15 protein-coding genes are annotated in these 13,952 nt (G+C 43.7%); 7 read left to right on the top strand and 8 right to left on the bottom strand.

From position 1 onward, the window contains the following. Nucleotides 1–94: 94 nt before the first annotated feature. On the top strand, nucleotides 95–373 hold the full coding sequence (locus tag F607_RS0100695) for an Rdx family protein (RefSeq protein ID WP_027706495.1): 279 nt from the start codon (nucleotides 95–97) through the stop codon (nucleotides 371–373). On the opposite strand, the gene F607_RS0100690 is transcribed toward F607_RS0100695, so the two are convergent. The 3 genes from F607_RS0100690 to F607_RS0100680 all read right to left on the bottom strand — a co-directional run bounded on the left by F607_RS0100690 (nucleotide 370) and on the right by F607_RS0100680 (nucleotide 2,231). Next, on the bottom strand, nucleotides 370–1,044 hold the full coding sequence (locus F607_RS0100690) for a TIGR04211 family SH3 domain-containing protein (protein ID WP_027706494.1): 675 nt from the start codon (nucleotides 1,042–1,044) through the stop codon (nucleotides 370–372). The two genes, F607_RS0100695 and F607_RS0100690, sit on opposite strands and share 4 nt — an antisense overlap. A gap of 282 nt (nucleotides 1,045–1,326) precedes the next feature. Further along, nucleotides 1,327–1,626 (bottom strand): YciI family protein, encoded by a 300-nt coding sequence (locus F607_RS0100685; RefSeq protein WP_027706493.1) that lies wholly within the window; start codon nucleotides 1,624–1,626, stop codon nucleotides 1,327–1,329. An 8-nt stretch (nucleotides 1,627–1,634) separates the two neighbouring features. After that, nucleotides 1,635–2,231 carry a septation protein A gene (locus tag F607_RS0100680; RefSeq protein ID WP_027706492.1) on the bottom strand — a complete coding sequence of 199 codons (597 nt, stop codon included), beginning with the start codon at nucleotides 2,229–2,231 and terminating at the stop codon, nucleotides 1,635–1,637. Nucleotides 2,232–2,514: 283 nt separating this feature from the next. Here F607_RS0100680 and F607_RS0100675 point away from each other — a divergent pair, with 283 nt between their 5' ends. The 5 genes from F607_RS0100675 to rluB all read left to right on the top strand — a co-directional run bounded on the left by F607_RS0100675 (nucleotide 2,515) and on the right by rluB (nucleotide 7,310). Beyond that, nucleotides 2,515–3,387, top strand: a complete 873-nt coding sequence (locus tag F607_RS0100675; protein ID WP_027706491.1) for a PHP domain-containing protein — start codon at nucleotides 2,515–2,517, stop codon at nucleotides 3,385–3,387. Nucleotides 3,388–3,411: 24 nt separating this feature from the next. Continuing rightward, nucleotides 3,412–4,038, top strand: a complete 627-nt coding sequence (locus F607_RS0100670; RefSeq protein ID WP_027706490.1) for an L-threonylcarbamoyladenylate synthase — start codon at nucleotides 3,412–3,414, stop codon at nucleotides 4,036–4,038. Between the two features lie 439 nt (nucleotides 4,039–4,477). Beyond that, a complete protein-coding gene (locus F607_RS0100665) occupies nucleotides 4,478–5,377 on the top strand; it encodes a segregation and condensation protein A (RefSeq protein WP_084611053.1) in 900 nt (299 codons plus the stop codon). Continuing rightward, on the top strand, nucleotides 5,374–6,357 hold the full coding sequence (scpB, locus tag F607_RS27570; RefSeq protein ID WP_084611045.1) for an SMC-Scp complex subunit ScpB: 984 nt from the start codon (nucleotides 5,374–5,376) through the stop codon (nucleotides 6,355–6,357). The genes F607_RS0100665 and scpB overlap by 4 nt, the downstream gene beginning before the upstream one ends. Nucleotides 6,358–6,461: 104 nt before the next feature. Then, a complete protein-coding gene (rluB, locus tag F607_RS0100655; RefSeq protein ID WP_027706488.1) occupies nucleotides 6,462–7,310 on the top strand; it encodes a 23S rRNA pseudouridine(2605) synthase RluB in 849 nt (282 codons plus the stop codon). Between the two features lie 9 nt (nucleotides 7,311–7,319). On the opposite strand, the gene F607_RS27565 is transcribed toward rluB, so the two are convergent. The 5 genes from F607_RS27565 to F607_RS0100625 all read right to left on the bottom strand — a co-directional run bounded on the left by F607_RS27565 (nucleotide 7,320) and on the right by F607_RS0100625 (nucleotide 12,249). Next, nucleotides 7,320–8,267 (bottom strand): GGDEF domain-containing protein, encoded by a 948-nt coding sequence (locus tag F607_RS27565; protein ID WP_051310613.1) that lies wholly within the window; start codon nucleotides 8,265–8,267, stop codon nucleotides 7,320–7,322. Between the two features lie 398 nt (nucleotides 8,268–8,665). Continuing rightward, complete coding sequence (locus tag F607_RS0100640; protein ID WP_027706487.1) at nucleotides 8,666–9,406, bottom strand: YciK family oxidoreductase; 741 nt, start codon at nucleotides 9,404–9,406, stop codon at nucleotides 8,666–8,668. A 28-nt stretch (nucleotides 9,407–9,434) separates the two neighbouring features. Further along, complete coding sequence (locus tag F607_RS0100635; RefSeq protein ID WP_027706486.1) at nucleotides 9,435–10,115, bottom strand: HAD-IA family hydrolase; 681 nt, start codon at nucleotides 10,113–10,115, stop codon at nucleotides 9,435–9,437. 8 nt (nucleotides 10,116–10,123) lie between these two features. Beyond that, nucleotides 10,124–10,879, bottom strand: a complete 756-nt coding sequence (gene ubiG, locus F607_RS0100630) for a bifunctional 2-polyprenyl-6-hydroxyphenol methylase/3-demethylubiquinol 3-O-methyltransferase UbiG (protein ID WP_051310611.1) — start codon at nucleotides 10,877–10,879, stop codon at nucleotides 10,124–10,126. 41 nt (nucleotides 10,880–10,920) lie between these two features. Continuing rightward, nucleotides 10,921–12,249, bottom strand: coding sequence for a TRZ/ATZ family hydrolase (locus tag F607_RS0100625; protein ID WP_027706484.1), 1,329 nt, complete (start codon nucleotides 12,247–12,249; stop codon nucleotides 10,921–10,923). Between the two features lie 344 nt (nucleotides 12,250–12,593). Between F607_RS0100625 and mtnA the strand changes: the two genes are divergently transcribed. Beyond that, nucleotides 12,594–13,661 (top strand): S-methyl-5-thioribose-1-phosphate isomerase, encoded by a 1,068-nt coding sequence (gene mtnA, locus F607_RS0100620; RefSeq protein WP_027706483.1) that lies wholly within the window; start codon nucleotides 12,594–12,596, stop codon nucleotides 13,659–13,661. The last annotated feature ends 291 nt before the right edge of the window (nucleotides 13,662–13,952 follow it).

Raw genomic sequence — 13,952 nt, 5'->3', positions numbered from 1 at the left:
TTAATTGAGCGGGTTTGTAGCTGATTTTTCAACCACAATAAAGGTTAGTCATGTGTAGTTAAAGTGGCTGCTATCAGGTTGTACTGAGGTTTTTATGAAGAATAAACCCTTGATAACGATTGAGTATTGTTGTCAGTGCCAATGGTTACTTAGGGCTGCTTGGCTAGCTCAAGAGCTTTTAAGTACATTTGCTGAGGATCTAGCAGGAGTGACCCTTAAACCATCATATGGTGGTCGTTTTTATATCTATGCAGACGATGTCCTGCTTTGGGAGCGTAAGCGTGATGGTGGTTTCCCCGATGCAAAAACGCTCAAACAACGCTTACGCAATTATTTTCAGCCAGAAAGAGACCTGGGGCATATCGACGGCTAAAGCCACTCACTTTGTTTTTGGCGCAGTCTAACTCTAGGCAGTATTAGCCCTAAGGTAATGCCTAGAATCATGGTGCCTGCGCCATACAAGAACCACTTTAAGTAGGCCATTTGAGATAGTTTATTATTTTCTTTTTGTAAGGCGCTAATCTGTTCTGTGAGCTTAACATGTGTGTCACTGAGGGTTTTATTTCGGGCCACAATTTGCTGGGTATTTTTAGTCATGTTCTCCAGTGATTGAAGGCGTACTTGAATGGCTTGTTTTTCTTCTTTTAGCTGGTCATTTAGGGTGATGACACCTTGGTTTTCAGTTTTAAAGTCAGTAATAAGCTGCTCTAGTCTATTTTTTTCAGCGGTCAAAGACGATACATCATTTTGTAGTTCTGTAAGCTGAAGCTTGGCAACAGGTTCTTCAACCAAATATTGGTTTTCAATATAACCCTCTAACCCTGAAGGTGTTTTTACTAGGCTATAGCCTTTTTCAATCTCGTAGGCCAGGATCTCAAGTTGAGTACCTGTTTTTAGGCCTGAATGTACAATTCGGTAACTACTGGCTGGCCCTGCTCTAAGGGGAACATAGATTTCATCACCAACATATCCAATTCGTGCTGCTTGAGCTGGTAAGGGAAATATAACTATGACTGCAATAAATAAAGCTGCAATGCTTCGCATTCGGCCCAACTCCCTGTATCTGAAAAAAAGCGTATTTTTTGGCATCGTCCAGAATAATCCATTCAGTTGTGGACACTGTTATTAAATACGGTGAATCCATTCTTTAAATGTAATGAAAGGAAAGACTAAGAGGATATCACAGTTTTTTTATGAACTTGAGTTTAAAACGCGTTAAGGACTGTGGGGGGGAAGCCTGCCCCATTCTAGAAGAATACCATAGTGTTAGTACTCAAATTTTAGTGGGGCAGGGTAGTCTGCGGAAACAAGGATAGCTTGCAGAAATTAAGGCAAAACTTTCTTAAAAGGTTTTACGGTTGTTTTGGCGTATACACCTGCTTTGATATAAGGGTCATCATTTGCCCAGCGCTTAGCATCTTCTAGTGAATTAAACTCAGCAATGATAATACTGCCGGTAAAACCCGCTTCTCCAGGGTCGTTGCTATCAATAGCTGGTGTAGGACCCGCTATGATCAAACGACCTTCCTCTCTAAGTAGCTCCAGTCGGGCTAAGTGCTGTGGACGAGCTTGCTGGCGTAGTGGAAGACTATTTGGGACGTCTTCAGCGATGATGATATATAGCATAAGGCTTGTTAGTCTTGTTCTTCGTTGATCATTGCGGGTTCGGCTTTTTGCTCAGTCTCCATGTAGCGAGACAGTGGCATAATCAATGCCACCATAAAAACAAGTGTGATGCCGGTTAAACCAAATAATTTGAAGTTAACCCAGGCTGACTCACTAAACTGGTAAGCAACATATAGGTTGGCAACACCTATTGCAGTCAGGAACCCAAAAACACCTAAATTGAGTTTGCTCCAGGTTGTTGTGGGTACTGCTTGGAGTTGAACATTTGAGCTTTTGAGCAGGCCTTCAAGACTGCGTTGGGTAAGGTTTTTCTTTCCCCAGAAGTGAGAGATCAGTACTGCTGCCCCCATAACCCAATACAAAATAGTGGGCTTCCATTGTAAAAAGGCAGAGTTGTCAAAAAGGAGGGTCATACCGCCAAGGACAGCAAGTAATCCCGCAGAAATAAGGTGAATACGTTCAATCTTACGGTGACGAACCCAGCTGTAGGCCATTTGCACACCAGTAGCCGCTAAAATACTGATGGTTGCCAATAAAAAGTCGCCTGTTAGCTTATATACCGCGAAGAAAACGATGATTGGGAGTAGATCAACAAAGAATTTCATTGCGTTTCTGTCACCCTGGCTAGATAAGTAGGTGTATATAGTACTTTATTTTCTTAGCAATCTAAATAAAAGTCTATCTATCATCTTTTGGATTGCTGATGGTTGCTTTATTAGTGTTGTTTTTGGGGTGCTTTTTTAGGTACTTAGGAATTGATACTACAGCGGTTAGAACCCTTAAACATCAGTTTAGTTCAAACGAATTGTCCATGTCGGTGCAATGACATTAACGCACATGAAATGAAAGCTGTTACTATGAGCAAAAGTAAGTAAAAAGAGAGTTAATGTGCTGTACGATTTGCACACCCACACAACAGCCTCAGATGGTCTTTTGTCCCCTTTAGAACTGGTTGAACGGGCAATAACCCAACAAGTTGATGTTCTGGCAATCACTGATCATGACAGCGTAGCTGGCATTAATTGGCTGAGCCAGGCATATAGCTCAGAGCTGCAAGCATTATCTTTAACCATTATTCCAGGTATTGAGTTTTCCTGTGTTTGGCGAGGAATCACATTACATGTTTTAGGTTTAAATATTAAGCTGCAATCATCCAGCTTTCAGCAAGCTCTCACTTGTCAGCGCCAAGCGCGGCAAATGCGTGCAACTAAAATTGCTGAGCGGCTAGTGAAAGTGGGTGTTACTAACCCATTGGAAGGGGCGCTAGAGGTTGTTCGACAACAAACAAAAGGTCTTTTTTCTGACCAAGAATTACAGCTAGGTCGTCCACATTTTGCTGAACATATGGTTCGTTCAGGCTTTGTGGAAACACGTGATCAGGCTTTTAAACGGTGGTTAGGGGCTGGCAAAATTGGTGATGTCAAAAGTCAGTGGCCAGATTTACAGCAAGTTGTCACCTGGATTAGAGAAGCTGAAGGCCAAGCCGTACTGGCACACCCTGCTCGTTATAAAATGACCAATACCAAGCTACGTAACTTATTACAGCAGTTTAAAGCCTTTGGTGGTCATGGGATGGAAGTAGCCACTGCAGGGGTTACACCTGATCGTTTGGCTTATTTAGCTCAATTAAGTTGTGATTATGAGCTTCTGGCATCCTGTGGTAGTGACTTTCATGGACCTGCGACCCACTGGGCTGATGTGGGTAAAGTACCGCTATTACCAAAACAGTGCCGACCAATTTGGTCTGCTTGGTCGCTTTGAATAAAAAAACAGTAGGTAAATACTGTGAGCCAATTTTTTCAGATACATTATGAAAATCCCCAGCAGCGTTTAATACGACAAGCTGCAGATATTATTCACCAGGGGGGAGTGGTCGTTTACCCAACAGATTCTGCCTATGCTATTGGTTGTCATATTGGTGATAAAAAAGCTGTTGACCGTATTCGTCGTATTCGAAACTTAGATGATCGTCATAATTTTACACTGATGTGTCGTGACTTATCGGAGCTTGCTATTTATGCACGTGTGGAGAATACGGCTTATCGTTTATTGAAAGCCTACACGCCAGGGCCTTATACCTTTATTTTGCAAGCAACACGAGAGGTTCCTCGACGCTTAATGCACCCAAAGCGGCGAACAATAGGTTTACGTGTGCCAGACTTTGCAATTACCCAAGCATTGTTAGCCGATTTAGGTGAACCGCTTATGAGTACCACTCTTATTATGCCTGGGGATGAGTATCCGCTTATTGATCCATATGAAATGCGTGACTTGCTGGAACATCATGTCGACCTGATTATTGATGGTGGTTTTTGTGGAATGGAGCCTACCACTGTGGTCAATATGGTGGATGAAGTGCCTAGTGTTATTCGTGAAGGTAAAGGTGATGCTACCCCTTTCTTACAAGCGTGAGTGCATGTTTGTTTAGTCTGCTGACTTCTGGACCAACTATTTTCTTCTAAGCTGATTATAGAGTGGTTAACGCCTGTCGGTTAATCATCTTGACAGTGCGGCATGTTTTCATGTTTTTCAGGAAAGCAAATAAATGCCCAGCTTGGAACTTTCATCATAATTTATTAAGAGGAGTGTACTCAAAAACAGGTGCAGGATAGAGCCTGTTTTGCGAAAATAGACTGTTTAGACAGCTAAAGCTGAATAACTGAATACTGAGTAATAAAGTAGCGGTTGCAACAGTGCTTAAAGTAGTTGTCATAAATACAACTAATATACTTCTAGTGTTGATTGAGGTTTACACAATTCAAACCAACCTTTTGCAGGATTTGAGTAAGCCCAGCATAAACACATAATAAGCATGTTTAACTCTGTGGCGCTTTCGTTAGGAATGCATGATATGTCAGAACCAGTGTCTCAACCGGAAAATACTACAGCCGACAGTGCGCTGGACCACCAAACTGACTTGCTTTCAGAAAGCCAGGCTTATCAACGTCGTTTTCGACAAACGCCTGAGCAGGCTGAGCTACCATTTGCAATTGTGCAAGGTGAGCCTGTCACAGAAATACCGCAAGACTTGTATATTCCTCCAGAAGCACTTGAGGTTTTTCTGGAGGCATTTGAAGGCCCCTTGGACTTGCTCTTGTACTTAATTCGACGACAGAATGTCGATGTTTTGGAAATATGTGTTGCTGATATTACGCTGCAGTATATGGAGTATGTCGAGCTTATGAAAGCTGTCCACTTTGAGCTGGCAGCAGAGTATTTAGTCATGGCCGCTATGCTGGCAGAAATTAAATCACGCATGCTATTACCTAGAACAAGTGAAGAGACTGAAGAGGAAGAGGAAGATCCTCGTGCTGAATTGATAAAGCGCTTGTTGGAATATGAGCGGTTTAAAAAGGCGGCGGAGTCCATCGATGAAATACCACGGCAAGGACGTGATATTCATTTAGCAAGAGCTTTGCCGCCCCATATTGTGCATGATAAACCTCAGCCTGATGTGGACTTAAAAGAGATATTAGTTGCCTTTGCTGGAGTATTGAAACGTGCTGAGATGTTTGAAAGCCACCAAGTAGAGCAGGAAGCACTTTCAACACGGGAGCGCATGTCTCAAGTTTTGGGTGCTTTATCGGCTGATCATTTTACCCCTTTTGTTGCTCTTTTTTCCCTGGAAGAAGGACGGTTGGGTGTAGTGGTGACCTTTTTAGCCGTTCTGGAATTAATTAAAGAGTCCCTTATTGAGCTGGTACAGACTGAGCCATTTGGGGCTATTCATGTAAAAGCGCGAGCCTCATGACAGATTTTGACGTTACTCTAAGCATGATTTTGGAAGGTGCATTACTCGCATCACCAAAGCCACTAACCATAGAACAGATGCGACTGTTGTTTTCCGAAGGTAGCCGTCCTGAGCCTGATGTAATCAAGCAAGCTCTAGCTTCCATTAGTGAACAGTGTGAGGGGCGTGGATTTGAACTCAAGGAAGTTGCTTCTGGCTATCGCTTTCAGGTGCGAAGTCAACTGAGTGAATGGGTTGGCAAGCTGTGGGAAGAGCGTCCCCCTCGCTATACGCGTGCTTTACTGGAAACGTTGGCACTGATTGCTTATCGACAACCCATTACCCGTGGTGAAATAGAAGATATTCGTGGGGTGAGTGTAAGTTCTTCCATTATCAAAACGTTGCAAGAACGTGAGTGGGTACGTGTAGTCGGGCACCGTGATGTCCCTGGCAGGCCGGCGATGTATGCAACAACACGTCAGTTTTTAGACTATTTTAATTTGCAAAGCTTAGACCAATTGCCTCCACTTGCAGAGATTAAAGAAATGGCCGCGAATGAAGAGCTGGCGTTAGATGAGCCTATAGAGCAGCAAGCTGGCTCTGCAGAGGATATGCAGGATAAGCCGATGGCTGCAGAAGCGCTGTTTGCTGAGCTTGATGAAATGGAACAGCAACTACCTGAGCATTTTGATCAGTTGTTATCTGGTCAATTTGAGCCTGAAGCCTGTGAGGAAGAAGCCGTTAATAAAGAGGAAGATGGCTGCTCTGATCCTCTTTCTGAAGACGCTTCAGCTATCATACCGCCTGAAACTGCAGGAGAAATGACACTGGCAGAGGAAACCGAGCAAGCCCAGGCGCGTGCAGTTGCGTTTTTAGAGAAGCAGCTGCAAGAAGAGCAGGTACGAAATAGGGTTGGCGAGGCTGAGTCAACTACGCTTGAAGCCAGTACCGATGATGTAATAGATGCATCTACTGACCAACAAGATGGTACAGCCTCGTAAGAGCCGCTAATTAATAAAGATATCCTTAATTCAGAAACTGAAAGCTTACTGTCTAATTGGGTAGTAAGCTTTAATTATTGAAAACAGTTGCGAGTAAAAACGAAGTGGAAACGGTGAAGTTACAAAAAGCCTTGGCACAAACTGGCCTGGCTTCCAGACGGGAAATTGAGCGATGGATTGCTGAAGGTCGTGTCCAGGTGAATGGGCAAACAGCGACTTTAGGTGTGCGAGTTTCTAACACTGACCAGGTTAAAGTGGATGGTCGGTTAGTGACAACTAGCTGTGGTTCTGAACATCGTCGTGTGCTGGTGTATAACAAGCCTGAAGGTGAGGTGTGTTCAAGAAAAGATAACGAAGGACGTCCTACTGTTTTTGACCGTTTACCAAAGCTTAAAGGAGAGCGCTGGATAAATATTGGGCGCTTGGACATAAATACTTCAGGTTTATTATTGTTTACCACTGATGGTGAGCTGGCAAACTGCCTGATGCATCCTTCATATCAAATAGAGCGAGAGTACGCTGTTAGGGTTATGGGAGAAGTAACGCCTGAGATGACACAGCGCTTATTTGAAGGCGTGACGCTGGATGATGGCCCTGCCCGTTTTACAGACATTGTTGACTCAGGTGGCGATGGTATTAATCACTGGTTTCACGTTGTGATAATGGAAGGTCGAAACAGAGAAGTGCGCCGTCTTTGGGAGTCTCAAGGAGTTAAAGTAAGCCGCTTGAAACGTGTGCGTTATGGTAACATCATTTTAGCGAGCCGAGTTAAGGTGGGTGCTTGGGATGAACTTTCTCAGCGGGAAGTTGATGAGTTAGCAAAACTGGTAGGACTAAGTGCTAAGCCTGTGCCAACCCATAGTAAACAAGGAAAAACTGACTTACAGCGACAGCAGCGCAAACACACTGCGAGTAAGCCAAAGAAAAAGAAGCCTTCGCGCCCGTCGCGCTAATCTTTACAGTTAGCTGCTAATAACAACATTTCGACCAGATGCTTTAGCACGGTACAAGGCTTGATCAGCTCGATTAAATAAGTCTTGTATCGTATCTTTTGCTCCAAGTGTTGAAGTGCCTAGGCTTGCCGTTAGTGGAATGGCAATGTTGTTATACTGGCACTGCATATCCTCAATACTTTTACGTAAGCGCTCTGCAACCACTGCAGCTGCTTTCTTGCTGGTTTTTGAGAGAAGAACAATAAACTCTTCGCCACCATATCTAAAAACCATATCGACATTTCTTAAACTGTTATGCAGGCAGGCGACGGTTTGTTTTAGCACATAGTCTCCAGCACTATGACCATAACTGTCATTGATTTGCTTAAAATAATCCAGGTCTAATACCAGTAAGGATAAAGGCTGTTTTTCCCGCTTGCAGACTTGTAACTCGCGGTGAAGTGCATTATCCAAGGCTATACGGTTGCCTGCCCCAGTGAGTGGGTCATAAAGAGCTGCCTGGATGGCAGATCGGTACTGTAAAGCATTACGCAGTGGACATACGACATAATGTAGTAAGTCTTCTAAGCAGGTTAATTCCTCTTCAGTAAAGCGCTGCTGACGATAGCCAATGATTTCTCCAAGTTGGTCAGTTTCAGTGATTATTCGATAGCTACAGCTGTGGTGCTTGGTTTTGCCACAATGGATCGTTAAGTCATACTCCTTGTGAAGATAGGTAAGACCATCTAACTCAATCAGCCCATTAATGGTGTTAAACAGCTGCTGAATCAGGGTATCAATTTCCAGTGATGACTGTAGCTTTTGAATAAACTGCAATCGCTGAGTTACTGAGAGGTTATCAGTATAGGTTGGATGAAGCGGTTTTATATTAACCTTAGCGTTGGGCGAGGCTTGTCCATTGACTGCGGTGAGCTTTCTTGACTTGCTCAAATGTGTTTGCTGCACAGGTTGATTCATAACGACCAAAGCCTTCTGTAAATAGTTCCGTCTTGTTCGCTAAATCTTTGCGAATTTTATGCCACTTGATTAAATTTTTATTATTTAAATACTTCTGCGGGTTTACAGTCCCGTGAGGGTTCTTGGCGGCAAATAGGTTCCACCATCATGGCTATTGTTTGATTTAACAACCAATCATAACGGATAGAGTAGGGGTAGCGTCAAATAAGTGACGAAAAAAATAATATAGTGGTTACATGATGATTTTAGTGGTGAATCGTGGATATGAAAGACGGTGTGCTATTTCAGTATTTTGAATTGCAACGCTCAAAGAGGAGTGAGTCATCCTTTTTTGAGCGTTCAATGGAAGGGGGATTAGCTATGCGTAATAACCTGATAGTGGTAACTATGATTTGGGGTTATTGAGCGTTAAAAGCTTGACCATTAACAGTTTTACTATCTGGCCCCATTAAGTAAAGGTAAACATTAAGGATATCCTCAGGGCTGGCCAGTTTAGACTGATCTTCTGCAGGGTAAGCTTTTGCCCTCATTGCTGTGCGGGTTGCGCCAGGGTTCACTGAGTTAAAGCGAATGTGGCTAATATCTTCCTCTTCATCGGCAAGTACTTGCATTAGCCCCTCTGTAGCAAACTTGGAGACAGCGTATGCTCCCCAATGGGCTCTACCTTTGCGGCCAACAGAGGATGACGTAAAAATGACAGAGGCATCGTTTGATTTGCGAAGCAGGGGTAATAGGGCCTGAGTCATCATAAATGCCGCATTAACGTTTACCTGCATGACCTGATGCCAGGTGTCAATATTGTATTGGCTAATGGGGGTTAGGGTTCCCAGACTGCCTGCATTATGAAGCAGGCCATCAAGCTGGCCAAACTCCTCATCAATGCGCTGTGCTAGGTCATCATAGTCTTTGGGGCTTGCCCCTTCTAGATTCATTGGGTAAATAGCGGGTTGTGGATAGCCATTCTGCTCAATTTCATCATAAACGGCCTCTAGCTTTTTGGTGGTACGGCCTAACAAAATGACAGTAGCACCATAACGAGCAAAACTCAGGGCTGCCGCCTTGCCAATGCCATCACCTGCACCTGTTACTAAAACAACGCGATCAGCTAACAGGTTGTCTTGTGCTTGATATTCAAACATGGTATTCGCCCAGTCAGTAAAGTTAAGCTCATAAAGTCCAATGGTTATCGTTAAGCCAGTCAAGAATTTCCATTACGGAATTGGCATGAAAATCTGCAGGCCAGGAAGCAGGGTCAGTATCACTGTCAATATAGCCATAGCATGCTGCAATCGTCACCATACCTGCACGTTGACCCGCTTCAATGTCCCGTTCATGGTCGCCAATGTAAATACACTGCTCTGGTTTACAGTTAATCCGGCTGCAAGCGGCTAGCAATGGTTCGGGGTGTGGTTTACGTTGCTGAACATGGTCGGGACATATCGTCACTGCACTGCGCTGGCTCAGGGCAAGTGAATCCATTATTGGCGCTGTGTATTGACTGGGTTTATTGGTGACCACTCCCCAGGGAAGGCGGCGAGACTCAATTGCTTGAAGTAAACGATCCATGCCAGGGAATAAGGCTGTTTCATTAACAAGCTGTTCTTCATAAAGCGCTAACAGTTGCTGGTGAAGATGAGTAAAGCGCTGGTCGTCTTCAGTTGTTGAAAATGCAAGCTTAACTAATGCTTTAGCACCATTAGATACGCAGTTTCGTACTAGGTTGTAATCAAGTGAATTTTCACCGTGAGCTTGGCGTAGACGATTTACTGCAGCCACTAAGTCTGGCGCAGTGTCGAGTAGTGTGCCATCTAAGTCGAATAAAATGGCATGAATAGGTGATGATGGCATGACTTTATTCATCTGGGTTTTATGGTGTGTAGCAAATAGTTGACACTAACATCGCGCTCATCCAATTTGTAGTGTTTGGTGATGGGGTTATAGGTCATACCTGTCATGCTTTGTGGTTGCAGACCTGCAGCACGAACCCATTGGGCTAGTTCGGCTGGGCGCAAAAATTTATTCCAGTCATGGGTGCCTTTAGGGAGTAACTTTAATATGTATTCTGCACCGATAATGGCAAATAGATAAGATTTTGGATTGCGGTTAATGGTTGAGAAAAAGACGTGCCCACCTGGTTTAACCAGTTGGCAGCAGGCGTTGATGACTGACGAGGGATCTGGCACATGCTCAAGCATTTCAAGGCAGGTGACAACATCAAACTGCTCAGGCTTTTCTTGAGCCAAATTTTCGGCTGTGGTTTGAGCGTACTCAACATTGACCCCTGACTCAAGGCTGTGTAGCTTGGCAACGGTCAGTGGGGCTTCTCCCATATCAATGCCTTGCACATGAGCTCCGCGTAAGGCCATGGACTCAGCAAGAATGCCACCACCACAACCAACATCGAGTACTTTTTTACCCGCCAGGGATGCTCGCTCATCAATGAAATTAAGCCTTAGGGGGTTTATATCATGGAGAGGCTTAAACTCACTGTTACGATCCCACCAACGGCTAGCCAATGCCTCAAACTTAGCTATTTCATCTGCATCAACATTACTATTTGCATTAACGCGGTTGTTTGGGGTATCAACCTTGCGGTCAGGGGATTGTTCCATCGCGAGCATTTCCCGTTTTAAAGTACCTTGTTGGTAGTTATTTATTTGCCAGTAATGATCTTTTCTTTCCAGCGCAGGGCGTTGGCTTTGAGATAATCAATATCTAATGTAGTGAGCTCCCGGTTATTTAACACTAAATGACCGTTCACCCAAACATGCGTTACTTGTCGTGAACTTGCGGTATACACAATTTGTGAAACTGGATGATACATAGGTAAATTTTCCAGCTCATCAAGGTTAATGGCAGTGATATCTGCAGCTTTGTTGACTTCTAAACTACCTGTAATGTCATCAATACCTAGTGTTTTTGCACCGTTAATAGTAGCCATGGCGAGTGCTTCATGCGCTGACAAAGCTTCAGCATCTTCAGCAACGGCTTTAGCAAGCAAAGCGGCCGTGCGCATTTCACTGAGTATATCCAGGTCGTTGTTACTAGCAGCTCCATCAGTTCCTAAAGATACATTAATACCTGCTTTTAGAAGTTGATCAACAGGACTAAAGCCACTGGCCAGTTTTAGGTTCGATTCAGGGCAGTGAACAACATGTGCACCTGTTTGTTGGAGCAGCTGTATATCAGCTTCAGTAATTTGGGTCATATGAACACACTGTAGCCTTGGGCTAAGTAACCCTAAATCGTGAAGACGTTGGAGAGGGCGCTTGCCTGTTTTGGCTAGCCCATCATTAACTTCTGTTGGTGTTTCATGGATATGCATTTGGATAGCGGCATCAAGCTGCTCAGAAAGAGTTGCGATTCGCTTTAATGGCTCATCTGATACGGTATAAGGTGCATGAGGGCCAAACATGATGCGGGTCATAGACTGGTGACGGAACTGATCAAAAACCTCTAGCCCTTTATGAATATACTCATCAGGATCTTTAGCCCATGGCGTAGGGAAGTCCATGATGGGAAAACTGATTTGACTGCGAATTTTGGCATCCAAAGCGACTTTGGCTGCTACTTCTGGAAAAAAGTACATGTCACTGAATGTAGTAGTACCACAGCGCAGCATTTCAGCAATGGCAAGTTGAGTACCATCGTGAACGAATTCAGCGCTCACCCATTGTGACTCGGCAGGCCAAATATGCTCATTAAGCCAGGTCATTAAAGGCAGGTCATCAGCTTTCCCCCGGAAAAAGGACATGGCAGCATGACAGTGTGTGTTAATAAAACCAGGAATCAGTGCGTGGTTGGGGAGTTGCTGATGGTTTGCTGGCTGGAACTGATCTAGCACTTGTTCGTTGGGTGTAATCGCAACGATGGTTCCGTCATTAATAACAAGAGCGTGATTTTTGAGTACCTCTTTATCAGCGGTGACAGGGATAACCCAGCCCGCCTCAATGACGGTATCGACAGTTTTTTTTTCACTCATAGCGGCTTCCACAGACTGATTTAAAATACAACAGCATTAGTTAGTAGACTTATTAGAGTAATAAGTGATCAGTACGAGTTTATGCATCCTGCACAAATCACCTGTATCCAGAGACTAGTCGGCAGTATATAGTTTTGTGTTGTCTATTTCGAGTTTGATATTCAGCGTATGTTGTGTAGTTTGTCTGGCTTATATCAATAACTTAATGAGTCAATATACGACAATTAAATTATTTTATAGGTTATTAAAAACCGTCAGTATTTTTAGATTGATTTTTAAAGCAGGAAAGCAAAAGCAATATAGAGCTTAGTCAGCTTATTAATCCAATGTAAAAGGACCTAAAAATGCAGTCTTCTTTTTCCGGAGTAGAAGCCATTAGCTGGACAGGGGAGCAGCTAAAATTGCTGGATCAGCAAGTGTTACCTAATCAAATACGTTATGTGTTGTGCTCAACCGCAGAGGATGTTGCGTTGGCTATACAGCAAATGGTTGTTCGTGGGGCACCAGCTATTGGTATTAGTGCATCTTATGGTGTTGTTCTTGCCGCAACTATTGGGCAACCATTAAATACTCTCATGGCTAGCCTTGATATGCTCAGTGCTGCACGACCAACAGCGGTTAATCTCCGGTGGGCCATCGCACGAATGAAGGCTTTGATTGATGTGCATGTTACATCTTCTAAAGAACAACAAGTAACGGCTTCGTTAAAAGATAAGCTTATTGCTGAAGCTATTGCGATTCATCAGGAAGATATTACAGCTAACAAAACAATGGGGCAGTACGGTAAACAGGTTATCTTAGCTACATTGTCGGGTAGCCATAAGATAAGAGTAATGACTCACTGTAATACAGGAGCATTAGCCACAGGTGGTTATGGAACTGCTCTGGGTGTTATTCGGGCTTTGGCTGAAGTTGATGAGCTGCAGCAAGTTTGGGTGAACGAAACACGCCCGTGGCTTCAAGGTGCGCGTTTAACCGCCTGGGAGCTGAGTCAGGAAAAAATACCCTTTGTTTTGGGAGTAGACAGCGCAGCAGCCTACCATATGGCTACTAATAAAATAGATTGGGTGATAGTCGGTGCAGATCGTATTACAGCCAATGGTGATACGGCCAATAAAATTGGCACCTATAGCTTAGCAATACTGGCACGGCATCATGGTTGTAAATTTATGGTTGTAGCACCTTCTTCTACGGTGGATATGGATTTGGCAACAGGCAATGAAATTGAAATTGAGTGCCGGGGAAACCATGAGCTCGTTATGTTGGGTGAAAAAAATGTAGCGCCTGAAAATACTGTTGTAAGTAACCCCGTCTTTGATGTGACGCCTGCTAGCTTGATCGATATGATTGTTACAGAGCGGGGAGTGATAGAAAATCCAACTTTGGCAAAAATGCAACAACTGTTTTGCTGAAAGTGGGTTTGATAGTCGTAACGTGACGATTTAAATGTATTGTTGGAATAGCGTGAGTCAGATGCATTGATTAAATATACACCTTTGCGGTAATTGGTTATAATTGCTCATCTTTTTGCTGGGTGACCGAAACTTCACGGAATAATTCCCAGTCCAACTAGTAAAGAAACTGGTTGAGTATAGCTGGTGATATATTACCAGTGGTGAATAGATTAAATATGCATTGAGCATGGTAAGACCCATACCCCTTTGCCTTAATCATTTGCGCAATCTGTCTCAAGGTTGCGTGCT

The sequence above is a fragment of the Zooshikella ganghwensis DSM 15267 genome, assembly GCF_000428585.1.
Classification (GTDB): domain Bacteria; phylum Pseudomonadota; class Gammaproteobacteria; order Pseudomonadales; family Zooshikellaceae; genus Zooshikella; species Zooshikella ganghwensis.
This window is presented reverse-complemented; position numbering and strand designations above follow the sequence as displayed.

Coding starts and splice junctions, on each gene's coding strand:
- F607_RS0100665 (WP_084611053.1), top strand. CDS start 4,478: ATGTCAGAACCAGTGTCTCAACCGGAAAATACTACAGCCGACAGTGCG.
- F607_RS27565 (WP_051310613.1), bottom strand. CDS start 8,267: ATGAATCAACCTGTGCAGCAAACACATTTGAGCAAGTCAAGAAAGCTC.
- F607_RS0100690 (WP_027706494.1), bottom strand. CDS start 1,044: ATGCGAAGCATTGCAGCTTTATTTATTGCAGTCATAGTTATATTTCCC.
- scpB (WP_084611045.1), top strand. CDS start 5,374: ATGACAGATTTTGACGTTACTCTAAGCATGATTTTGGAAGGTGCATTA.
- mtnA (WP_027706483.1), top strand. CDS start 12,594: ATGCAGTCTTCTTTTTCCGGAGTAGAAGCCATTAGCTGGACAGGGGAG.
- ubiG (WP_051310611.1), bottom strand. CDS start 10,879: ATGGAACAATCCCCTGACCGCAAGGTTGATACCCCAAACAACCGCGTT.
- F607_RS0100640 (WP_027706487.1), bottom strand. CDS start 9,406: ATGTTTGAATATCAAGCACAAGACAACCTGTTAGCTGATCGCGTTGTT.
- F607_RS0100635 (WP_027706486.1), bottom strand. CDS start 10,115: ATGCCATCATCACCTATTCATGCCATTTTATTCGACTTAGATGGCACA.
- F607_RS0100680 (WP_027706492.1), bottom strand. CDS start 2,231: ATGAAATTCTTTGTTGATCTACTCCCAATCATCGTTTTCTTCGCGGTA.
- F607_RS0100685 (WP_027706493.1), bottom strand. CDS start 1,626: ATGCTATATATCATCATCGCTGAAGACGTCCCAAATAGTCTTCCACTA.
- F607_RS0100625 (WP_027706484.1), bottom strand. CDS start 12,249: ATGAGTGAAAAAAAAACTGTCGATACCGTCATTGAGGCGGGCTGGGTT.
- F607_RS0100695 (WP_027706495.1), top strand. CDS start 95: ATGAAGAATAAACCCTTGATAACGATTGAGTATTGTTGTCAGTGCCAA.